The following is a 23,449-nucleotide window of genomic DNA, read 5'->3' on the forward strand; positions in this document are numbered from 1 at the left end:
GCGGATCAAGCCGTTTGCGGGTTTACTGCCCGGACTTCAGCATTTCCCAGTATTTGGTATAGACCTGCATGGCATCGTCACCCACGTCCTTCTGGAACTCGGCGTTGGTCAGGTCTTCCGGTGTCGGGTAGCTGGTGCGGTCGTTGGCCACTTCATCGCTCAACAATTCGCGGGCCGCAAGGTTGGGCGTGACATAGCCGATGTCTTCACTGATCAGCGCGGAGATTTCCGGCCGCATGACAAAACTGATGAATTGATGGGCAGCGTCTGCATTCTCGGCGTTCTTGGGAATCACAAAGCTGTCGAGCCAGACAATGATGCCCTCTTCCGGATAGACGTATTCAAGGGACGGCATGTCCTCCTCACCCATCACGGCTTCACCATTCCAGATCATGCCGATGTCGGTCTCGCCTTCAAGATAGGGCATTCGCGGTGCATCCGAGTTGAAGGTACGCACCGCAGGCATCAGTTCGGTCAGCTTGTCATAAGCCGCCTCGATCTCTTCGGGATCGGTGCTGTTGCCAGAGTATCCGAGCACTCTCAGCCCGATGTGGAACACCTCGCGCATGTCGTTGGTGAGCATCACGCGGCCTTCGTATTTCTCGTCCCACAGATCCGACCAGGCCGTTACCTCTTCGCCCTCAACATCATTGGCATCGTAGGCCAGCCCTGTGGTGCCCCAGAGGTAGGGAACGCTGTATTGGTTTTCAGGGTCGATATCCAGGTTCGTCAGCTCGGGGTCGAGCTTTTCGAAGCCTTCCAGTTTCTCGTGGTTGATCTTTTCCAGCAGCCCTTCCTTACGCATTTTGTTGACGTAATAGGTGGAGGGCAGCGCCAGATCGTACTGGCCGCTGTCATCCAGAAGTTTCAGCCGCGCATACATAGCCTCATTGCTGTCATAGGTGGTGTAGACCACCTGGATACCGGTTTCCTCCTCAAAGCGGTCCAATACCTCCTGGGGCATGTACTCAGACCAGTTGTAGAGGTTCAGTACCTGCGGCTCTTCCTGCGAGCTGCATCCGGTCAGGGTTGCAGCCATCAGGCCCGCCAACGCCAGTTTCTTCATCGTTTGCTCCTTGTCAGTATCCATTGGGACAGCATCAACATTGCCAGGGAAAACACCAGCAGCAGGGTGCCCAGGGCATTCACTTCCGGCTTAAGGCCCACACGCACCATAGAGTAGATGCGAAGTGGCAGAATTTCATAGCTGGGACCACTCACAAAGGTGCTCACCACCACATCGTCCAGTGACAGGGTGAAGCCCAACAGCCATCCAGCCAGCAATGCTGGCATGATTACCGGAATCAGTACCGTGCGGGTCATGGTGAAATCATTGGCGCCCAAATCCCGCGCCGCTTCGGGCAGGCTTTCATCGAACCCGCTCAATCGTGCCATTACGGTGATCACCACAAATGGCAGGCAGAAGGTAACGTGGGCCAGCAGAAGAGAGACAAACCCCAGTTGCAGGCCCACCAACAGGAACAACGCCAGCAAAGAGATGGCCAATACAATCTCGGGCGACATCATCACCACAAACAGCATCCCGCGCAGCACACGCTTGCCACGAAAGCGATACCGGTGAAGAGCCAACGCTGTCAGCGCGCCAATAATGGTCGATACCGTGGCCGCCGCCAGTGCCAGCCAGAGGGAATTCCACATGGCCTGGACCATGGCGTGGTTATTGAACAGCGACTCGTACCATTGCAGACTGAGCCCGCCCCAGCGGTAACCGGTGCGGGAACTGTTAAACGAAAACACCACCAGCACCAGGATCGGCAGGTAGAGCAACACATACACCAGGGTGAGATAGGTTTTCGGCAGCCAGCGATTCATGCCCTGGCCTCCTCACCGAGCCGCCGCTGGCTGAGCCGGTGCGCAAACAGCAGGACAGCCATGGCAACCGTCAACAGAATGCTGGCGGCGGCACCGAAGGGCCAGTCACGGGCGTCCAGGAACTGGTTCTTGATGACATTGCCGACCAGCAGATTGCGGGAACCACCCAGTATGTCCGCCACGAAGAACAGGCCCATGGCGGGCAACAGCACCAGCATCACGCCCGCCAGCACGCCCGGCAAGGTCAGGGGTATCGTCACGTGCAGGAACGTCGAAAGCTTGCCCGCTCCCAGGTCGTGCGAGGCCATCAGCAGCTCTTTCCTCAGGTCATCGAACACGGAGTACAGAGGCAGGATCATGAACGGCAGCAGCAGGTATACCAGCCCGATGATCACAGCACCTTCGGTGTAGAGCATTCTCAGCGGCTCGTCGATCAGCCCCAACCCCATGAGTGCATTGTTGATCAGGCCGTTGGTGGCCAGCAGCAGTTTCAGGGCGTAGGTGCGCACCAGGGAATTGGTCCAGAAAGGCACAATCAACAGGAAAATCAGCAGCATCTGGCGCTGTTTGCCCAGGCCCGATAATGCCCAGGCAAAGGGATATCCTATCAGCAGGCAGAAGACGGTCGTCATGCCGGCCATGTAGAGGGAGTTCAGGAACACGTCCAGGTACAGCGGGTCGAACAACTGCCGGTAACTGTCCAGGTTCAGCGGCAACGAGAGGAAGGTGCCGGGGTCTCGTGTCATCACACTGGCCCCCACCACCAGTAGGTTCGGGGTGAGCACAAGAAGCAACAACCAGCCCCAGACCAGAATCAGCACTGCGGTTTTGAAGGGCTGCTGTAACACCCTATGCATTCGTACTCAGCCCTTCTTCTGCGTCGTTGTTGACGGGCTCCAGTTCAACCGGCAATAACCATTCCCAGCCGTCGACCCAACTGACCCGCACGGGCTCGCCCAGTTTATAGTCAAAGGCAGGATCGTCCTCATCAAAAAACTCACTGGCCAGCACTTCAGTACCGTCCTCAAGATGAATCACTGAGTCCAGCGTGCTGCCCTTGTAGTTTCGCTCCACAATCCTGCCGGCCAGACCCTTTTCGTCTTCAGGAGCCAGCACACGAATATCCTCCGGACGCAGCAGGACATTCACCTGCTCACCTTTGCGCAGCGTAAACCCGGGCTTCTGAAGGGTACGGCTCAGGCCCAGGATATCCAGGGTAATGCCAGTATCTTCAACCGAGGTCAGATATCCCGGAAAGAGGTTGGTCTCCCCAACGAAGCGCGCTGTAAAGAGATTGGCGGGCCGCTCATAGATTTCCCGGGGCGTACCCAGCTGTTGAATCGCGCCGTCTTTCAGGACCACCACCCGATCCGACATCGACAGGGCTTCTTCCTGATCGTGGGTCACGAATACAAACGTGATGCCCAGTTCCCGTTGCAGTCGCTTCAACTCCACCTGCATGGTCCGGCGTAACTTGTAGTCAAGCGCAGACAGAGGCTCATCCAGCAACAGAAGTTGCGGACGCTTGACCACGGCACGGGCAATGGCCACCCGTTGCTGCTGTCCACCAGAGAGCTGATGCGGTTTGCGGCGGGCGAAATCCTGCAGTTGCACCATGGCAAGCACTTCATCCACGCGCTGGCGAATTTCGTCCCTGGGCCGTTTCTCCATCTTCAGGCCATAGGCGACGTTGTCGTACACCGACATATGGGGAAACAACGCGTAGTTCTGGAACACGGTATTCAGGGGGCGGTGTTCGGGGGCGGCATGGGTAATGTCATGGCCAGACAGGCTGACTGCCCCGGTGTCTGGCTGCTCAAAACCCGCCATCAGGCGCAGCAGGGTGGTTTTGCCGCAACCCGACGGCCCCAGAAGAGTGATGAACTCGCCGTCCAGGATGTCCAGGTCCAGCGAGTTCAACACGGTTTTGTCGTCAAACGCCTTGGAGACGTTTTTCAACGAGAGAAGCGTCTCTTTCATTCACCCGAAACGCTGTTCAGATAGGCCTTATCGGAAATGTTGGTCCACTGACGAACCTGCTTCAGATAATCCTGCTGGGAAGTGATGATTTCCCGTGCCAGTTCATCCTTCTCCGCCTCTTCGGCCAACAGCTTCTCTGTGGCATCACGAAGCGCTTCAATGACCTCTGGCGGGAAGGTTTTATGGGTGACATCCGGATAGTCTTCCTTCATACGATCCCAGGCCACGCCACTTTCATGCATGCTCTGGATGTACATGTCGTAGGCGGCGGTCCGCATAGCCACCCGCAGTACTTCCTGGAGCTCTTCGGGAAGCTTGTTCCAGGTTTTCTCGTTAATCAGGAACTGAACTTCAGCGCCAGGCTCCTGCCAGCCGGAGTAGTAGTACTTTGCGATCTGATGGAAGCCCATCTGAAAATCCAGTGCCGGGCCGACCCACTCCAGAGCGTCAATCGTGCCTCGCTCCAGCGCGCTGTAGAGCTCCCCGGGAGGGATGTTGGTCACCGCAACGCCCACTTCGGACATCACTTCGCCGGCGAACCCGGGTGTGCGCATTTTCAAACCCTGGAGGTCCTCAACACTGTTGATTTCCTCGCGGAACCAGCCACCCATCTGGTTGCCGGTATTGCCACCGGGGAACGACAGCAAGCCATGGGGACGATATACCTTTTCCATCAATTCCATGCCGCCACCGTAGTAAAACCAGGCGTATTGCTCAGGTGCAATCATCCCGAAGGGAACGGTGGTGAAATACATGGCATTGGGAATCGAGCCTTTGTAGTAATACGAGGCGGTATGCCCCATATCGTACTGGCCCGCCTTCACCATATCGAAAATACCGAATGGCGCCTTGTGCTTGTTGGATGAGTCAATGCGAAACTGCAGGCGGCCGCCCGACATCTTCTCAGCCATCGAGGCCATGTGGCGCGTTGTTTCACCCAGAATCGGAGAGTTGGGCCCCCAGGTTTCTGCGAGGCGAAGCGTATAGGTTTCCTGGGCCGACAGCGACGCGCTTGCCAGCGCGAACACCAATGCCAGGACGGTCATGAAAGATTTGCGAATAGTCATAGCGAGGTCAGGTTCCGTTTTTTGTAGTGGTCGGATCAGATCGCCCACATCATAGCTTGCTGGCCGGCTGACGCCAATCGTCGACCGACCAGAAGCAACGGTTCTATACCTTGAACTGGCCTACCAGCTCACGCAGACTCTCACCAAGCCGCGCCAACTCGTGGCTTGCCTCGTTGGTCTGGTTCACACCCGTATCGCTACGCTGCGCCGCGTCCACGATGCGCACCACGTTCTGGTTGATTTCCTCGGCCACCTGGCTTTGCTGTTCCGCCGCGGTGGCAATCTGGGTCACCTGATCATGAATATGGCCCACAGACTTCTCAATGGTGCGCAGGGCGTCAGTGGCGTGATTAATGCGCTCAACCGTTTCACTGGAGCGTTGGCGGGACGCGTCCATCCGCTCGACCGCCGCGCGGGACTCGGTCACGAAGCCGTCAATCATACCGCGAATCTGATCAGCGGATTCCGCACTGCGTTTGGCCAGCTGGCGGACTTCATCGGCAACCACCGAGAAACCACGGCCATGCTCACCGGCCCGGGCGGCCTCAATGGCTGCGTTGAGGGCCAGCAGGTTGGTTTGGTCAGTGACGGCGTGGATGACGTCCAGCACCTGGGTAATCTCGTCGGTTTTCTCAGCCAGATTACTGATACGGCCAGAGCTGGACTCAATCTCCTCCGACAACTGATTGACGGACGCCTGTGCGTTGGCAATGGTCTCGCCACCATCCCGTGCAAGCCTGTCGGCGTCAGAGGCGGCACTTTCCACCGAGTTGGCATTGCCGGAAATCTGCTGGATCGTGGCCGCCATCTCATTAATGGCGGAGGCAATCTGATCGGTTTCCGAACCCTGCTCCTGTACCGACGCACGGGTTTCATTGGCAACACGGCTGAGCTCTTCCGCGGCCGAGGCAACCTGGTCAGTGGTCGCGCCGACATCGCGGATGGTGTCCTGGATTTTCACCACGAAGGCGTTGAAGCGACGCCCAAGCTCGGCGAGTTCGTCGTTTCCTTCGTCCGGCAGACGGTGGCGGAGGTCGCCCTCACCCTCGGCGATGTCCTTCATCATGGCAGTAACGGTGTTCAACGGTTTCGTCACCGTACGACCGACAAACACACCGATGAGCAATGCGATGACGACCACAATCACAGTAACCAGAACGATAAAACCGAGGGTTTCGGCTATCTCCGCTTCAATATCCGCGCGTGCGGCAGAAACCACTTCCGCGATATCGGTGACATACACACCGGTCCCGATCATCCAGCCCCAATCGGGAACAATTGTGGTAAATGACACCTTGGGTTCAACCTCGCCGGAGGCGGGGTTGGGCCAGTCATAACCAAAAAAGCCATCCTTCCGTGCCGCTTCGAACAGTGATCGTATCAGCTTCTGAACATCTGGATTGGTCGTAGGTCCTTCCCGGGAAGGATCCGGCGCGTAGGCCAGGTTTTCCAGATCTTTGGCATACGCAAAAATATAGTTGCCGCCCCCAAATCGGATGGAGCGTAGACGATCCCTTGCCGCTTCACGGGCCTCGGCATCCGAAAGGTCCGGATCGTTCTTCGCGTCCAGCACCACGGAACGGGCGGTATCCACCAGATTCTTCAACCCTTCCTTGCGGGCACTGAGCAAACTTGCTTCCAGGCGCTCAAGCTCGGCCTCACCACCGCTTTTGATCTGGGCGACCGTAATCCAGGCAAGGGTTGCCGCCGTAATGACCACCGGGACCAGAACGCCCAGCAGAAGACGAGAACGTATGCGTAACCGGCTCAGCAATGTCATCAAGAAGTTCTCCGTATGAGATCAAATGTTCAGCGTAATTATCCACAACCGGGCACCCAGGGTGTGTTCCAGTTTGTAATACCGGTGTGTGCGACTTCGGGGTGTAAAGCTGCGACACTGCCACAACTCATTCATGCATTTGCTTTTATTGTTAAAAGTCTTAACGGCCGGTAGCGGATGGACTTGAACCAGCGTTAGACTAAAGGTCTAGCCCCAAACGTCCGATTCATCAAACCTGGCCCAATAAAACCAGTTTCAGGGGCACGGATGAAACACCTCTATCTGATTCGCCACGCCAAATCCAGCTGGGCCGATGATGGCCTTCGTGATCACCAGCGCCCCCTCAACAACCGGGGCCTGAAACAGCTTGCCCCCATGAGCAGGGCAATCCGTGCGGATGGGGCGTTCGATGGAACGGTCTACTGCAGCAATGCCACCCGCGCACAACAAACCCTGGAAGGCCTGATCCCGAGCAACCATCAACACGCAGTCAAACTGGCGCCTGTTCTATACACGTTTAACCATGAGGTCGTGCTCGACTGGCTGCGCGACCGGAACGAAGACAGCATTACCCTGATTGGCCACAACCCTGCGCTGGAGGATCTGGCAGGCTTACTGCTGAAGCACGCACCCGACACCTTCCCCACGTGCAGCTACATGCACATCACCCTGCCCATAGAGCACTGGTGCGAGATCGGCAAGAACAGGGGCCGGCTTGAACGGTTCCTGACGCCCAAAGACGTCAGCTATGAGCAGTTTCATCGCAAACGGACGAAAATCCGTATCGACGAGCACTCTCCGCTGGCATGGCACATCCCGGAATCGCTGTTACACCAGTATCAACGCATCAGGGATCTGGAACCGGGCGTATTGCAGGGGTACGACGACGAGTTTCTGCATCAGTACCATATTGCCATTCGCCGCAGCCGGGCCATCGCCGAAGCAGTTGTCGACATCAGTGGTGACAGCGATTTACGCAAGGCCGTCAAGAGTCTGAAACGGCATGGCCAAGCCACCAGCCGGCTCAGAGACCTTCACGTGTTACTGGGTGACCTGGCGCAATGGCCACTGGAGGAAGATACCCGGTTGGCCCTGGTGAGCTCCGGCGCCCGCAGCTATTTTGCCAACCTGGCAGACATTGAACACCAGGAGCTGACCAAACGCCTGAGCAGCGGCCAATACCGCAAAGACATGGATGAGTGGTACCAGCTTATCACCTCCCGCCACTTGAAGAAGATAACCCGGAAACTGGCTATCGAAGACATCCACAAAGCCCTGAAAAAGCACATACACAAGCACGACGCCGTGGCGCGGCAACTGAACGAACAGTCCCCGGACGATCACTTTCACGATCTGCGCAAACGGCTGAAACGTATACGCTACCTGGCCGAGTTGAACAAACCGGCGTTTCACGACAGGCTCAGGCCATTAAAACATCGACAACAACGGTTCGGAGACTTTCAGGACCTGCACGTGCAGATTGACACGCTGCTGGCCTTTCGCAACAGCATTGCCACGGAGCCGGACATGCTGGCGCCCGTGGCGGGCCTGAACACGCTGATTTCAGACCTTGCCGTGGAGAAACATCGCGTACGGGCTGACATACTGACCCTCGGCGGTATTGCCTGACAACCCACTAGGCAACCCACTATTTGGGCGTGGGACTCATCCCACGCCCCATCCAGGCCGACCAGGAATAAAGCCCCAGCGCCACCCAGATCATCACGAAGCTCGCCAGCTTCTCCCCACTCATGGGTTCATCAAACACAAACAGCGCGATGAAGAACTGCAGCGTGGGGTTGATGTACATCAAAAAGCCCACGGTTGCCAGGCGCAGCCGGCGGGCCGCACCGGCGAAGAACAACAGGGGGATGGCGGTGACGATACCGCTGGACATCAAAAGCAAGGCAATGGTGATGTTGTCATTGAAGTGGGATTCTCCGGCCGAGCCCAGAACCCCGAGAGCCAGCAGGCCGACCGGTAGCAGAAGCAGCGTCTCAACAAACAGGCCCGAAAGACCATCCAGCTCCACCTGCTTTCGAAGCAGGCCATAGGTTCCGAAACTGAACGCAAGTACCAGGGTGATCCAGGGCACCACGCCCAACAGAAAAAGCTGATAAAGGATGGCGATGGTCGCCAATGCAACCGCCACAATTTGCAGTCGGGTAATGCTCTCCCGCAGCACCAGCATGCCCAGACCGACGTTCACCAGGGGCGTGAGGAAATACCCCAGGCTCGCCTGGAGCACATGACGGGTTTCCACGGCATAGATATAGACCCCCCAGTTCAGCGCAATGAATACCGCACAGCCGAATACGAAACCAAGCTTTTTAGGGCGTGCCAACGCAGCAGTGATGGGTTTCCAGCGCCCCAGGAAACTCACCACGATGGCGAGAAAAACACAGGACCAGACGATCCGGTGAACCAGCACCTCGTAAGAGGGCACACCCTCGAAAAGCGCGAAGTAAATGGGGAAACAGCCCCACAAGGTATAGGCGGCCAGGCCGAAACCCACGCCTTTTGCTGCATCAGGCGTAGCATGTTTCACAGACAACAGGCCTTGTATTTTCTGCCACTTCCGCAGGGGCAGGATTCGTTCCGGCCAGGCTTGAGGGTCCCTTCGCGGGTATCGCCCGACACGTAGTACCAGCGCTCATCATCGCGGACAAAGCGGGAGTTCTCTTCCAGATACCCCCAGCCGCCGCCTGCCCGGTAAAGGGCGCGAAAGTGCACCGTGCCTTCGTGTTCACCTTCCTCTGACGACAGTACCTGCAGCGACACCCACTTCGGCGCCTCGGTCAAATCAAGGTCTTGAGGCCGGGTGCTGGTGTGCCATGTGGCTTTCAGATAGTCCGTCAGATTCAGTACAAACGCGCTGTAGCGAGATCGCATAAGGGCTTCCGGTGAGGATGCCGGTTTGCCCTGATGGCATGGCTCGCAACAAGTACTGTACGGTTGGCGGCTGCCACAGGGGCAGTCGTCCGGGGTAATCTCTGGCGCCATCGGGTCGTCCTTATCGCCGGTTAGTGCTGTTCACGGACCCGGCAGACCCAGGACACGTAAATGATTCATTTTAACAGTTTTAGTTGCCCTGCGGCTGTGCTATCAACAATCATCAACTGACCTGATCGAGTAGCCCGATTGTGACTGACCTCTCCCTGCTGCAGATACTCCTTGCTAACCTGGCTTTGCTGGCCGGCGCCTGTTTGCAAGGCGTGGCAGGTTATGGCATCGGTACGCTGGCGGCACCATTGCTGTTCCTGATCAGCCCCATACTGATACCGGCGCCGCTGGTTCTGAACGCCGTGGTGCTGACGATTCTCATGCTACTGAGGAACCGGGGCGCGTTACAGGTCCGCGAGGTGCGTTTTGCCATTGGCGGGGGCGTTGGCGGCATGATCCTGGCCGGGATCACGCTGATGCTGATTTCACCCACGGGGTTCGAGCTGGCGTTCGGCGTTCTGATCCTGATTGGCGTATTACTGAGCGCAGGGGGTTTGCGACCTGCCCTGAACGCTCGCAACAGTATCCTGGCCGGCGCTGCCTCGACCTACATGGGAACCATTACCGCCGTTGGCGGCCCACCGATTGCACTGATCTACCAGAATCAAAAGGGGCCGCTGGTGCGGGCCAATATGTCGGCCTTCTTCCTGGTGGCGAGTTTTTTCAGTATTGCCGCCCTGGTGGTTTCCGGCTACCTGGGGCAGCGAGAGCTACAGTTGTTTGCGGTCACCTTTCCAGGGGTTCTCATCGGCTTCTGGCTTTCCGGCAAGCTGGTCAACCGCATGCCTTTTGACGGACTGAGGCCGGTCATTCTTGGCATCGCCGCCGTTGCGGGTGTGGCGGCACTGGTTCGCGGGCTGATGTCGCTCTGACCCCGGGACTACTAGGCCCACAGTCTCGCCCGGAAATGGCTCTGTTTCCACAATACCGCGACCCATATCGCGTGAAGATTGATCAAAAACGCCAAAATCCACTCGAAGGCGTCGTCTATCTGGCTGTACACCCCTGGCACAACGGCCGTGAGGATAACCGATAGAATACCCACCGCCAGTATCAGCTCACACAGCCACAACAGTCGCCGGCCATTGGCATACCATCGCGGGTGTCCCTTCAGGGCCGAGCTGATCAGCAACTGTGCAATGAACGTCAGCGAAAAATACAGCACGACACCTATCCGGCGAATCAGATTGAAACCGTCTCCTTCGTGCCCCAAAGCCAGTGTGTATGCAGCCAGCGACGTACACGCGACGAAGCCTAGCCAGGGAATCCAGGGCCGACCGCGGCTGGTGGCACCCAACTGCTGTAGCCAACGACCGTTGAGAGCCCAGAACAGAATGCCGAGAATCGCCGCCGGCAACATGGTGCCCTTGAAAATGAAATAGCTGGTACCGTATCGGCCGGTGCGGCTAATGCTCGTGCAACTGTCCCAATAGGGAATACACCAGGAAATATGCCCCTCCAGCACCGACACCGCGAAGGTTGCGTGAATGGTGACCAGCGGCGTCAGCGTGGCGGCCAGCGCCAGCCACCACAGGGGGATGCCATTCCTCACGGAGGTCATAACGTTATTCTCTCATTACAAAATAGTTGGAAAATCGAGTGCTTGCAGACTGTCATCTATAATAGATTAGCAACGTATTACTCATTCGCGATGACTTTGTGCGCATCATTCAGTCGCTTCTCTACCTGATTTCGGTTCCACATGATAAGACGACACCCTCTGCTTCAACTGCTTGCAGTCGCCCTACTTTTACCCTTCGGTTTTGCCAATGCTGTGGGTCATCCGCCTAACATCGCGTTCTATTACGGTAACGAAGCCCCAATAGGCAGCTTGATGGCCTACGACTGGGTGGTACAGCAACAGGATCAGGCCAGCGACGCACGTATCGACCTGCTGACCGAAGCCAGCACAACGCCCATTGCCTACGTCAGTGTCGGAGAGATGGCCCGCAGCCACCGCCTGTTCGCAAGCCTGCAGAACAGCTGGCTGATCGGCAAAAACCCGGCCTGGTCGAGCGCAGTGCTGGACCTGCGCAACCCCGAAGTCCGCGCCTTTCTGCTGGACAACCTCATTGACCCGGCCTTCGAACGCGGCTTTCAGGGGGTGTTTCTCGATACTCTGGACAGCTTCACGCTTGCCGCCAGTGGCGAAGCGCAAATGCAAGCCTTCGCAGAAGCCCAGACAAAACTGATTTCAGACATCCGCGCCAGGCACCCGAACGGCAAGATTATCCTCAACCGCGGCTTCCATCTGCCAGACAGCATTATCGGCAAGGTCGACGGGCTCGCCCTGGAGTCCTGGCGCAATGGCTACAACGCCAAGGATAAGCGTTATTACAAAGTCTCTGAAACAGACCGGCAGTGGCTGGACCAACAGCTACAGCGCTGGCGTAAGGCACGACCGGACATGCCCATGATTGCCATCGATTACGTCGCGGACGCCAACCAGGCAGGGGAACTTGCGGACCAGCTACGTCGCGACGGTTTCGTGCCCTGGGTGGCCAACCCGGCTCTCGATCGCCTCAGCCCGCCCCAACCAGAACAGGTGAAACGCCACGTCCTGGTGATTCATGATTTGCCGGAATTCAACATGGACCTAAGCGACGCCCATCATTTTGGTGGCATTGTCCTGGAGCGTTCCGGATTCATCCCACAGTACCATTCCGCGCTAGAGCCCCTGCCAACCGAGCCCACCGAAGACCGGTACGCGGGCATCCTGGTGTGGTGGGAAACAGGGGATCGCCACAACGGCCTTTGTTCATGGCTTGCCCGGCAGCAGGACAAGGGCGTACCCGTGGTGCTGATGGGACTGATTCCCGGCAACCCGGCGTGCAGCGGCGTGATGGCCGCCAGCAGCACCACTGTGCCCGCTGCGCCTCTGAGTCATGAGCGCGTACACCCATCGGTGGCCAACTACGAAGGTAGGCGGCTTCCTTCCCTGACCACACAGGCCATGCCGAAAGTAGAAGGACACACGCCCTGGCTGACCATCACCGACGCGCAGGGCCAGCAATTTTCGGCCATCTACACCCATGACAAAGGCGGCGTGGCCTCAGCGCCCTTCCTGTTCGAAACCGGCCCCGACGACGAAGCCTACTGGCTGTTCAATCCCTTCGAGTTTATCCAGCAGGCCTTCAGTGCACCTGCCATGCCGGTAATTGATACCACCACGGAGAATGGCCGCCGCATACTCACCGCCCACATTGACGGCGATGGCTTCGTCTCGCGGGGGGAATTCCCCGGTAGCCCGTTGGGCGCCCAGGTCATCCAGGATGAGATTCTGTCACGGTATGAGGTGCCCCATACCGTTTCGGTCATCGAAGCGGAAGTTTCACCCGAGGGCCTATACCCGCGCGCCAGTAAAGAGGCGGAACGCATCGCCAGGGCCATATTCAGATTAAATTCGGTGGAAGTTGCATCTCATACCTACAGTCATCCGTTCTTCTGGCAGTCGATAGAAGGTGGCCCCGCCCCGAGGCTTGAAAACACGCTGTATGGCTATTTCATGAACATCCCGGATTACCAGGCTTCCCTTGAACGCGAAATCGAAGGCTCGGTGGGATACATTAATCAACGCTTGGCCCCGGCGAACAAGCCCGTATCGGTGTTCCTCTGGACAGGCGACGCCCGGCCCGGCGCCAATGCCCTGAAACGGGTTCGGGAAGCCGGTCTGGTCAACGTCAATGGCGGCAACACCAAGCCATTGCCTTACGCTTCCGAACTGGCGGATACCTGGCCCGATGCCAGGCCGGTAGGCGATGAGTTGCAAGTGTACGCACCGGTGATGAACGAAAACGTCTATACCAACAACTGGACAGGCCCCTATTACGGGTTTCGCAATGTGACGGACACTTTCCGAATCCTTGAGGACAAAGGCCGGCTGAAACCCATGGGCATTTACTACCACTTCTATTCGGGCACCAAACCCGAGGCCCTCGGAGCCTTACATGAGGTCTACAAATACGCCCTAGATCAACCCGTCACACCGCTCTATCTCAGCGACTACGCCAAGCGCGTGCAAACCCTCTATTACTCGGCGTTGCTCAGGGACGATAACGGTGGCTGGCACTGGCGCGGTATTGGCCAACCCCACACCGTCACCATTGAGCAGGACCGGTTTCCCGACCTGGAGAGAAGCACTGGCGTCGCCGGTTTCCACGATGCTGCCGGCCACCGCTACGTGCATCTGACCGGTGATTCGCCCCGCCTGCTCCTGACCGACTCCGCCCCGAAAGGCCCCTGGCTGGCCCACGCCAATGGGGTACTTACCCAATGGCAGCGCGAGCAGGTAGCCGGGAAATGGCGGATAACGCTGGGTTTGCAAAGCCATCGGAACGTGGAATTCACCCTTGCCGGAACCCGCCGATGTACAACCAGCGGCGGTTCGGCACGGATGTCACGGTCGGGTGAACAGGTGCGGATTGTTCTCAGCAGCCGGCAAACAGAATCCCTGATGCTGGAGTGCCAATAGCGTTATGCGTCGGAACAGGGAGTCCTTTTTCAGCTTGCCCGCGCTGGTCCTTATGGGAGCGCTTATCGCGCTGGCGTTGTATCTGCTGTTTCCGCGACAGGCAGTGTTCGAGAACCCGGAGTACCTTGAAACGCCAGACGCCCTTTCCATCGCCTATCTGGAAGTGCTACTGCGTTCGGATTCAGACAACGTTCCCTTACGCCTCAGCCTGGCCCGGGCCCTGAGCACAACCGGCCAACTGGAACGCGCAGACCAGGTACTGGCCCCCTTGATGGCACAACAGACGGTGCCGGAGGAGGCCTTTGAGTTTTACCTGGAACTGCAGGCTCAACGCCTGTTTGCAATCCCAGAAGGCCCCCGGAGGGAGGCCCGGAAAGACCAACTCTTTGCCGACGCCCAGGCGCTGGTCCGCCAATCCTATGAACCGGAACGCATTCTGGAGCTCTTAAGGCCAGCCTCCAGCTGGCTGAGCCAGCCCCGTTACCTGACATTGCTGCAAGGCGTCGAGGACCGGATGACCAGCCCCGGCCAGCGGCTTCAACTGGCCCGTGAAATCGCTCGGCTGGAGGAAGCACAGTCCCGGCCTGGCATGGCTGCAGCCACCTTGCGCCCTTATATTGATACCGTCCGCCCCGAGGCCCGCGATGAGTTCATCGACAACATCATTCGCCTGGAGCTGGCCGGCGGCAATCCGAAAGCGGCGCTGGCACTCTTCAAGCAAAAACTCCCGGATACCCGGATGTCAGAACCAGCACTGACCGAAGGTATCCGGCTGGCAAGACTGGCCGGTTCGGCTTCGGACGAAGCCACCTGGATTCGGCAACGGGCGGACCGGCATCCCGGCAACACCGCGTACCAGCGAGAATTGCTGACCTTCCAACTCGCCGCCGGGAATCTGAAAGCAGCGCTCAATACTATCCGGAGGCTGCAGAAGACACCGGACAGGCTCACTCGCGAAGATCAGCAAACCATTGCTCAAGTGCTGGAATGGAACGGCCTGCCGCAGGAAGCACTGCCTGTCTGGGTGTCCCTCTATCGACAAACCGGTTCCGCGCAAGCCTTCCAACGATCGGTGGACCTGGCACGCGGGCTTTTCCAGTGGGACACACTGCGAATGCTGTTAACCGAGGGGGCCAGGCAGAAGCGCTTGCAACCGGACGGCTATATCACCCTGGCCGACGCATTGGTGGGTTCCGGACGCTTTGATGATGCAAGGGAATGGCTAACGGACGGCCGATCACGGTTTCCCCGGTCCGACACGCTAAGGGAACGACTACTGACGCTGCTGGTGAACCTGCGTGACTTCCCCGCAGCCATTGAACTGCTGGAAAACGAGCCACGGTTATCCGACGCCGACCGCATACAACTGGCCTCTCTCTACTGGCGCACACGGCAACCTGAACGCGCCCTGGCCCTGCTGAATTTCGAGCCGCAAGACCGGCAACTGGCCGAGACTGTTCAAATCATGCGAATGGACCTGGCTAGCAGCCTGGGTAGAACCGACATCCTGGAGCGGGATTATGAAAGTCTCCTGGCCAGAAGCGACACTGAGCTTACGCCGAATTTGAAGGAGCGCCTGCTCAACCTGGCAGCCCTTTTCGAGGACTACCCGAGGGCCCTGTCATTGAGTGAACGTCTTTTCCTCGAAACCGGGGAACCGAGGTTCCTGGCTGCTATCGCTGAATACCAGTTGGCTCTCGGGCAATGGCAGGAGCTGGAGCAAACCCTCGAGCGCTGGCAAGCGGAAGTACCCACTGCCCGCAACAACCCGCGCTACTGGTCACTTCGGGCATTGATTCACCAACGCAACGACGAGGTCCTGGCAGCAAACGATGCCTACCGCGCCGCGTGGGAGCTGGCACCCGACGATGAGAACCTGATGATCAGTTGGGCCTGGCTGCAACTTGCCAATGCGGAACAGTTCGCCGACACCCTTCAGGCCCTGCTGGCCCGAATCGGTGATACACCTTCTCCCGCTGCCTACCCGGTCCTGGCCTACGGCTACAGTGCCCTGGGCCAGCCGAGACGGGCTCTGAACTGGTTTCGTCAGGGTATGGATACCCGCAGTGATGACATTGAGTGGCTTCTGGCGACGGCAAGACTGCTGGATCAGACCGGTGCACCCGGCACCGCAACCGATCTTCGCCAAAAGGCTGCGAAAAGATTACAGGAAGACCCATCCACCCGCTCCAGCCGCTTTGCGGTGTACAGTGAGGAAGGGTTGCTCAAACTGGCCTGGCAAACCTTGGCGACCTTTCCCCGCAGCGGCGAAGGCAACGACCCTGACCAGAGGGGATTACGCGAAACCCTGGCGTACTTCGCGTCCAACCAGGGTGACACGCTGGTCGCGGAGGCCCTGCTACCGGCACCGGACGGCCGAAACGCAGCGGTGCGCCAACGCATCGGACAAACCCTACGGTCTGCGCCGGAAAACCGCGAACAACAGACAGGCCGCTATGTTCGGCAGCTTGATCGACTCAACAGTCCGATGACGGCGGAACAACAGAGGGTGACGATGCAGGACACGGTAAATCTACACCAGACGTTCAACCGTGCCATTCAAGTGGGCAGCCGCTGGCAGAACCTGGGTAACTTTACCGTTCAGCGCAGCGGGATAACCGGGCAGTTCAGCGAAGACGAGTTTCGCTGGAAATTGTCTGCCAGCACTCTCAAGGCGAGCGATTCCGGGCGACTGATAAGCACCCCCGGTCGCAGCAGCGAGACTTCTTTCGAGGTGGACAGGCGCTCAGGCAATAGCGCCTGGTCGCTATCGGTCAGCCAGTTGCCACGCTACCAGCAGGATGACCTGGCCATCAGCGCTGCCTTCGACCAGCAATGGTCTGACCGCATCGCCTTCGGCGCCGGCTACCATTTCCAGGAACGCACACCGGACAGCGCCGAAGCCTGGTGGCTGACCCGCCGCGACCGCGCCTACGCCAGCGCCAGCTACACCCCTTTCTCCCGGCTTAACCTGAATGCCCAACTTGAGCAACTGACGGTCAACAGCCTGGAGAACGATCAACTGGCGGACGGCTACGGGCTGGACCTGAATGCCACCTACACCATTTTTCGCAATGACCCGGCCTGGATTATCAGCGCCGGTTATCGAAACCAGCAGCTATCCCTGGCCGAAACCCTGCCCTCATCCACCCTTGCGGCACTGGATCAGCCACTGGAAACCGCCAGCCTGCTGACCGAGGAGTATGAACGTATCGGTGTGGGCACACGTTGGTTCCATGGCTCACCCCACGCTCTGTATCGCTCGACACCCTCACCCCGCGCATTTCTCGGTTTGGACGCCGGTTATGTATTATCCACTTCAACGGCGGAAATCGGTGTGGAAGTGGGCCTGGGTTGGCGGGTGCTGGGGGATGATGAACTGGCCCTGTCTGGACGCTGGTCGTCGGAAGGGCTGGACGGCAACGGCCGAACCGAATTCAATCTTACATACACGATTTACCCTGGTCGCTGAAGGAGACCGTTATGAAAACACTACGCCATAGCCTCTGGCTCACCCTGTTACTTCTGGCTGGCTGTTCGGTTATCCAGAGCCAGGAGGGCTCGCCGATTCCGGAGGATGGACAGTTTGCGGTGCTGCCGCTGATCAACCTGTCACAGACACCCCAGGCCGGAGACCAGGCCGCCAGTGTGCTGTCCGCGATCCTGAGAGCCAAGGGCAGCGAAAACGTGACCCTCTACCTGCCCGATGACCGCAACCCCCTGCTGTACGAAAGCAGTGAACGACAGCAAACAGCTCTCGCCACGGCCCGCAACGATGGCGCGGACTACCTGTTCACGGGCACCGTGGAAGAATGGCGCTACAAAAGTGGGCTGGATGGCGAGCCCGCCGTAGGCATTACCCTGGAAATACGCAACGCAGACGACAATCGCGTAGTGTGGTCCGGCACCTCGGCCCGCACGGGATGGGGTCGTGAAAGCCTGAGCGTGGCGGCCCATAAGGTTCTGGACGAGCTGGCCAACGCCATGCCACTGATCGAAAGCCAATAATACCGCCTGAGCAACAGGGTTCACTATGGACGAAGCAGAGCAGATAACGGGCGAGAAGGTACGGGTACCCATTGCACTGAAGTGGCTGGAAACCCTGCTGATTACCGCGTTTTTCCTGGCCTTTAGCGTTTGGCACCGGCCGGATGATCCGTTCTATCTGACGGGAAACTTTCCCTGGCCCGTGCTGGGACCGCTACTGGTAGGCCTGAGGTACGGCTTTTTCATGGCGCTGATTTCAGCCCTGATCATCATCGCCGCCCTGGGTTTTCACTTGCGGTTTGAGATCACCAGCGGCACCCGTGATTTTCCCTACGTGTGGACCACCGGGGTACTCGGCATCAGCCTGTTGGCGGGTGAGTTTCGGGACTACTGGGGCCGCCAGCAGCAAAAACTGGAAGCGAGCAACGACTACCGCGGTTCCCGCCTGGAAGAGTTCACCCGCAACTACTATCTGCTCAAGGTGTCCCATGACCGACTCGAGCAACAACTGGCCGGCAGTTCCAGCAGCCTGAGAGAGGCGCTTAGACGCCTGTACGCACAGATTGGCGAAGCCGATCAGGCCGGCCTGAATCAGGAGACGGCCTCATTGATGCTCCAGCTACTGGGGCGTTACGGACAACTGCAGATTGCCGGCATCTACGCCGTCAATAATGGCGTACCCGAACCGGAACCACTGGCAACGGTCGGTCGCTTCCGCAAGGTGGACCTGAAAGATCCACTGCTGCTGCACGCACTGGCGGAACGGAAACTGGTGTCGGTGCAGACTGAGTTCCGCCAGCGTATGGGCGACCTCGACACCGATCTGCTGGCAGCCATTCCCCTGATTGACTCCGAAGATCGCTTTATCGGCCTGTGTGTTATCGAGGCCATGCCCTTTTTCAGCTTCGAGGCTCGCTCGTTGCGACTGCTGGCGATCCTGGCCGGGCACATGGCAGACATCGCCCATGAACACTCGGAAATACAGGCCGGCGGATCACCGGAATGGCGTTACTTCCGGCGCCATCTGGCCCGTGCAGGCCGCGACGCGGAATTCTTCAACCTACCCGCAGCGATGGTGGGCTTGCCGCTGGCCGACAGCCGCAATGGCCAGTTGATTGCCGACCATATTCAAAAAGTCCGCCGGGGCCTTGATGTGATTGCCGAGCATCGGGCCGGCAATCAGCGCTACATCGTTGTTTTGATGCCGCTCACCGATGAACTGGGCCTGGCCGGCTATCTACAACGGCTGGACGACGGACTGAGGGAACAGCTGGGGTTGCATGCCAGTGACCTGGTGACACCGCAAACCCTGCAAGTCCGTAATCGAGCCCAGGCCGATGAGTGGGTGCAGGCCTTCCTGTTCGACAACCAGGGAGAGCACAACCAGGGAAAGAACAGCCATGGCCAATAGCTGGTTTGCACTGCTCGCCCTGGCGCTGGAAACCGGCGGCGTCACCGGACTGCTATCACCCACCGCCGGCAACCTTGAGCTGGCCGCTTACCTGATCGCCCATGCCATGGCCTGTGCGCTGCTCACCCTGATCCTGCTGCCATTGATGCCGTCGCGCTATCGCGGGCAGCCCATTACCACAGGTGTCTTCCTGTTCACCCTGCAGTTTGCCATCCCTTTCATTGGCAGCGTGGGCCTGGTACTGGGCATGTTGCTGGCACTGTATCTACCGCGGTCCAGTCGCGACATACCCTGGCAGGAAGTGGACATCCCCGAACTGCCATTCCAGCCGATCGATATGGATCTACAGGTGGTTTACAGCCAGGGCGGCCTTCGCCAGGTGCTGCGCGAAGCCATTAGCACCGACAAACGCCTGAAAGCACTGATGGCCACTCGCCAGATGAACGACCGGGACGCCATTGAAATTCTGCGTGAAGCTCTGAAAGACCCGTCTGACGATGTGCGATTGCTGGCCTATTCCATGCTTGAGCAAAAAGAGAAAACCCTGGCCCAACGGGCCGGCACTCTCCAGCAGTCACTGCAGAACGCCGACGACCTGACCAGTGTTTCCCTTCAGCGGAGGCTGGCACAGGTTTGGTGGGAAATGGCTTATCTGGGCCTGGCCCAGGGCGGCCTGCGACACTACTACCTGGACAGTGCGGGGAAACTGCTACGACGACTGGTGGCCCGACGCTCCCAACACAACGACTGGCGCCTGCTCGGCCGTGTGGAACTCGCCCTGGGTAACATCGATAACGCGGAAGAGGCCTTCCGTTCGGCGCTTGCCGGCGGCTCGTCACCGGAATTGATCATGCCCTACCTGGGGGAAGTCGCGTACCTGCGCCGGGACTTTGCTCAGGTGCGCCAACATCTTTCGGCCTGCCCTCTTGAGCGTTTCCACCCCGCCAACCGACCGGTTATCGAGTCATGGTTATGACATTACCCAAAACCAGCGTAACCCCCAAAGCTGACATCGCCCTGTTGCTGGAAGGCACCTATCCGTTCATCCGGGGCGGGGTGTCCTCCTGGGTGCACCAGGTCATTACCGGCTTGCCGGAATACACCTTCGCCCTGATCTTTCTGGGCGGCGACCGCGCACATTACGGCGAGCAACAGTATGTCCTGCCAGACAATGTCACTCACCTGGAATGCCACTACCTGATGGACACCGAAGCTGCTGGCAAACCCCGGCCACGTCGGGGTAACAAGGCCGCCTTCGAGGCCCAGAAGTGCCTGCACGAGCAGTTCAAGTCCGAAAAGTCAGTACCGCCAGACATCCTCCACAAGGTGTTTGCCGACCTGGGCCAGAAGCAGGGTATCAGCCGTGACGACTTCCTCTACAGTGAAGAAAGCTGGGAGATGATTGACGAGAACTACCGTAAATACTGTACGGAGCCGTCCTTTGTCGACTATTTCTGGTCGATCCGTATCATGCACGCGCCATTGTTCCAGCTCGCCGAAGTGGCGCGAAAGATGCCGGCCGTGCGCATGCTGCATTCCATTTCCACCGGTTACGCGGGCTTGCTCGGCGCCATCGCCAGCGAGCAGCGGGGCATTCCCTTCGCGCTCAGTGAACATGGCATCTACACCAAGGAACGCAAGATTGACCTCTCCCAGGCCCAGTGGATTCACGACCCCACGGACCAGGTCAGCGGTACGCTGAATGAGCAGTTGGGATACATTCGCCGGCTCTGGATCCGTTTTTTCGAGGCCCTTGGACGACTGGCCTACCAGCAGGCGGACCCGATCGTGTCGCTATACCAGGGCAATCAGCAACGGCAGTTTCAGGACGGAGCACCGCCTGAACGTACCTGTATCATTCCCAACGGCATTGAGCCCACCCGCTTCGACGCCGCAAGGAAGGCCCGCCCCGACCACATCCCGAAAGTGCTGGGACTGGTCGGGCGGGTCGTTCCCATCAAGGATATAAAAACCTTTATCCGTGCCATGCGCTCGGTCAGCGAAACCATTCCCGACGTGGAGGGCTGGATCGTCGGTCCGGAAGACGAGGACGAAACCTACGTACGCGAGTGCAAGGAACTGGTGGATAGCCTGGGCCTCAACCAACGAGTGAAATTCCTGGGATTCCAGAACGTCAACGACATTCTTCCTCAGCTTGGGCTGATGGTACTGACGTCCATTTCCGAAGCGTTGCCGCTGGTAATCCTGGAGGCCCACGCTGCGGGCCTGCCCTGCCTGGCTACCGATGTGGGCGCTTGCCGCGAATTACTGGAAGGCGCCAGCGACGAAGACCGTGCACTGGGCGCCAGCGGTGCTGTGGTGCCCATCGCAGATCCTGAAGCGACCGCGCGGGAAGCGGTGCGGCTGCTGTCGAACCCCGAGCAATGGCAACAGGCTCAGAAAGCGGGGCTGGAGCGGGTACAGAAGTTCTATACCCTGGAAAGCATGTTCGGGGCCTACCGCTCCATTTACAACAAGGGGCTGAACGGCTAATGGCAGGCATCGGTTTCGAGATACGCCGCATCCTCAAGCGCGACAGTTTCCTGAACCTGTTCGAGGCCTACGGCCTGGCCGGTATCATCAGCTCCGGCCCCTGGGTGCTGTCGGTGCTCGGCGTCATGATGATCGGGGTGATCAGTTTCACACTGGCGGTATCTGATACCGAGGTGGTTCAGTTCCTGGTATCGGTGACCTACCTGATGGCCGTCTCCCTGACCCTGTCGGGCCTGTTCCAGCACGTCTTCACCCGCTGGGTGGCAGACCGGCTGTACGCCAAGCGCAATGACCTGATCCTGCCCAATTTGATGGGGCTGATCTGGGTCACTACGGTACTGTCATTGGGGCTGGGGTTGATGGCCATGGTGCTGTTCTTCAGCGACACTTCGGTGCTGTACCGCCTGCTGATGCTGGCCAACTTTGTCGTGCTGTGTAACCTGTGGCCGGTGACAATCTTCCTGTCCAGCATGAAGTCCTATCGTCGCATTGTGGTGGTGTTTGCGCTGGGTTACGCCACCGCCGTAGTCAGCTCCATGGTGCTGTCACAATTTGGCCTTGAGGGGTTGCTGGCCGGCCTTCTTCTGGGCCACAGCCTGCTTTTCTTCAGCTTCTTCTACACCATTATCCGGCAGTATCCGGGTGACCACTTCATCCGATTTGATTTTACCCGGCGGCGGCAGATTTTTCCGGCGCTGATCCTCACCGGCCTGCTGTTCAATGCGGCGGTGTGGGCCGACAAATTCATCTTCTGGTTTCACCCGGACACCTCACAGCCTATTATCGCCAGCCTGCGCGCGTCGGTGATCTACGACTTGCCCATCTTCCTGGCTTACCTCTCGATTATCCCCGGTATGGCGGTCTTTCTGGTTCGCATGGAAACCGACTTTGCCGAGGCCTACGAGCGTTTCTACAACGCGGTACGGGAGGGCGACACCCTGGAACGGATCAATCGCTTCCGGGACCAGATGGTCATCGTGGCCCGCAACGGAATCTACGAGATCTTCAAGGTGCAGGGGCTGACGGTCATCGTAATCTTCCTCTGGAGCGAGGAAATCCTGGCGGCCATCGGAATATCCCCTCTGTACCTGCCGCTATTCCACATTGACCTGGTCGCCGTTGGCATCCAGTTACTGTTGCTGGCGATCCAGAACGTGCTGTTCTACCTCGACGCACGAGGCATTAACGTCACTCTTTGTGCACTGTTTTTCTTCGGCAATATTGCGTTTACGTTCATCACCATCGAACTGGGAGCGTCTTTCTACGGCTATGGTTTTGCCGCCGCCGCCCTGCTCGCAGCGCTGACCGGCCTGTGGCTGCTGTCGCGCAAGTTCGACAAGCTGGAGTACGAAACCTTCATGTTGCAGGGACGGTAGCGCATGCTAGGCTGAAATGACCGGCACGTTTTCTTTTGGTTACAGCAT

General features: G+C 58.5%; 18 protein-coding genes. 9 read left to right on the forward strand and 9 right to left on the reverse strand.

Annotated elements, in window-relative coordinates:
* Nucleotides 1-22: 22 nt before the first annotated feature.
* The 6 genes from SIC19_RS08440 to SIC19_RS08465 all read right to left on the reverse strand — a co-directional run bounded on the left by SIC19_RS08440 (nt 23) and on the right by SIC19_RS08465 (nt 6,660).
* Nucleotides 23-1,066: an extracellular solute-binding protein gene (locus tag SIC19_RS08440; protein WP_127402316.1), complete on the reverse strand. Its 1,044-nt coding sequence runs from the start codon at nt 1,064-1,066 to the stop codon at nt 23-25.
* Entirely contained in the window at nt 1,063-1,833 is a 771-nt protein-coding gene (gene potC, locus SIC19_RS08445; protein WP_041333605.1) for a spermidine/putrescine ABC transporter permease PotC, read from the reverse strand. The genes SIC19_RS08440 and potC overlap by 4 nt, the downstream gene beginning before the upstream one ends.
* Nucleotides 1,830-2,690 carry a spermidine/putrescine ABC transporter permease PotB gene (potB, locus tag SIC19_RS08450; RefSeq protein WP_075195436.1) on the reverse strand — a complete coding sequence of 287 codons (861 nt, stop codon included), beginning with the start codon at nt 2,688-2,690 and terminating at the stop codon, nt 1,830-1,832. Before potB ends, potC begins: the two co-directional genes overlap by 4 nt.
* Complete coding sequence (gene potA / locus SIC19_RS08455) at nt 2,683-3,813, reverse strand: spermidine/putrescine ABC transporter ATP-binding protein PotA (RefSeq protein ID WP_041333602.1); 1,131 nt, start codon at nt 3,811-3,813, stop codon at nt 2,683-2,685. Before potA ends, potB begins: the two co-directional genes overlap by 8 nt.
* The gene (locus SIC19_RS08460; protein ID WP_075195438.1) at nt 3,810-4,880 is read right to left on the reverse strand and encodes a TRAP transporter substrate-binding protein; all 1,071 of its coding nucleotides are present in this window, start codon (nt 4,878-4,880) and stop codon (nt 3,810-3,812) included. The genes potA and SIC19_RS08460 overlap by 4 nt, the downstream gene beginning before the upstream one ends.
* Before the next feature lie 103 nt (nt 4,881-4,983).
* The gene (locus tag SIC19_RS08465) at nt 4,984-6,660 is read right to left on the reverse strand and encodes a methyl-accepting chemotaxis protein (protein WP_127402317.1); all 1,677 of its coding nucleotides are present in this window, start codon (nt 6,658-6,660) and stop codon (nt 4,984-4,986) included.
* Between the two features lie 267 nt (nt 6,661-6,927).
* On the opposite strand from SIC19_RS08465, the gene SIC19_RS08470 reads away from it, so the two are divergent.
* Complete coding sequence (locus tag SIC19_RS08470) at nt 6,928-8,289, forward strand: CHAD domain-containing protein (RefSeq protein ID WP_127402318.1); 1,362 nt, start codon at nt 6,928-6,930, stop codon at nt 8,287-8,289.
* Between the two features lie 19 nt (nt 8,290-8,308).
* Here SIC19_RS08470 and rarD read toward each other — a convergent pair whose 3' ends face one another.
* On the reverse strand, nt 8,309-9,208 hold the full coding sequence (gene rarD / locus SIC19_RS08475; RefSeq protein ID WP_127402319.1) for an EamA family transporter RarD: 900 nt from the start codon (nt 9,206-9,208) through the stop codon (nt 8,309-8,311).
* On the reverse strand, nt 9,205-9,552 hold the full coding sequence (locus SIC19_RS08480) for a YchJ family protein (protein WP_075195441.1): 348 nt from the start codon (nt 9,550-9,552) through the stop codon (nt 9,205-9,207). The genes rarD and SIC19_RS08480 overlap by 4 nt, the downstream gene beginning before the upstream one ends.
* A 251-nt stretch (nt 9,553-9,803) precedes the next feature.
* Here SIC19_RS08480 and SIC19_RS08485 point away from each other — a divergent pair, with 251 nt between their 5' ends.
* Entirely contained in the window at nt 9,804-10,535 is a 732-nt protein-coding gene (locus SIC19_RS08485; protein WP_036202386.1) for a sulfite exporter TauE/SafE family protein, read from the forward strand.
* 11 nt (nt 10,536-10,546) lie between these two features.
* On the opposite strand, the gene SIC19_RS08490 is transcribed toward SIC19_RS08485, so the two are convergent.
* Complete coding sequence (locus SIC19_RS08490) at nt 10,547-11,224, reverse strand: hypothetical protein (protein WP_127402320.1); 678 nt, start codon at nt 11,222-11,224, stop codon at nt 10,547-10,549.
* Between the two features lie 273 nt (nt 11,225-11,497).
* Between SIC19_RS08490 and SIC19_RS08495 the strand changes: the two genes are divergently transcribed.
* The 7 genes from SIC19_RS08495 to pelG are packed head-to-tail and all read left to right on the forward strand — an operon-like array spanning nt 11,498 to nt 23,401.
* Nucleotides 11,498-14,134: an endo alpha-1,4 polygalactosaminidase gene (locus SIC19_RS08495; RefSeq protein WP_286848031.1), complete on the forward strand. Its 2,637-nt coding sequence runs from the start codon at nt 11,498-11,500 to the stop codon at nt 14,132-14,134.
* A 4-nt stretch (nt 14,135-14,138) separates the two neighbouring features.
* Entirely contained in the window at nt 14,139-17,606 is a 3,468-nt protein-coding gene (locus SIC19_RS08500; RefSeq protein ID WP_127402322.1) for a tetratricopeptide repeat protein, read from the forward strand.
* Nucleotides 17,607-17,617: 11 nt separating this feature from the next.
* Nucleotides 17,618-18,142, forward strand: coding sequence for a hypothetical protein (locus tag SIC19_RS08505; protein WP_036202378.1), 525 nt, complete (start codon nt 17,618-17,620; stop codon nt 18,140-18,142).
* Nucleotides 18,143-18,167: 25 nt separating this feature from the next.
* Nucleotides 18,168-19,532, forward strand: coding sequence for a PelD GGDEF domain-containing protein (locus SIC19_RS08510; protein WP_127402323.1), 1,365 nt, complete (start codon nt 18,168-18,170; stop codon nt 19,530-19,532).
* Nucleotides 19,522-20,508, forward strand: a complete 987-nt coding sequence (locus SIC19_RS08515) for a HEAT repeat domain-containing protein (protein ID WP_036202376.1) — start codon at nt 19,522-19,524, stop codon at nt 20,506-20,508. Before SIC19_RS08510 ends, SIC19_RS08515 begins: the two co-directional genes overlap by 11 nt.
* The gene (pelF, locus tag SIC19_RS08520; protein ID WP_036205546.1) at nt 20,505-22,025 is read left to right on the forward strand and encodes a GT4 family glycosyltransferase PelF; all 1,521 of its coding nucleotides are present in this window, start codon (nt 20,505-20,507) and stop codon (nt 22,023-22,025) included. Before SIC19_RS08515 ends, pelF begins: the two co-directional genes overlap by 4 nt.
* Entirely contained in the window at nt 22,025-23,401 is a 1,377-nt protein-coding gene (gene pelG / locus SIC19_RS08525; protein WP_036202374.1) for an exopolysaccharide Pel transporter PelG, read from the forward strand. The genes pelF and pelG overlap by 1 nt, the downstream gene beginning before the upstream one ends.
* Nucleotides 23,402-23,449 lie beyond the last annotated feature (48 nt).

The sequence above is a fragment of the Marinobacter sp. MIT930201 genome, assembly GCF_047122665.1.
In the GTDB taxonomy this organism is placed as follows: domain Bacteria; phylum Pseudomonadota; class Gammaproteobacteria; order Pseudomonadales; family Oleiphilaceae; genus Marinobacter; species Marinobacter salarius.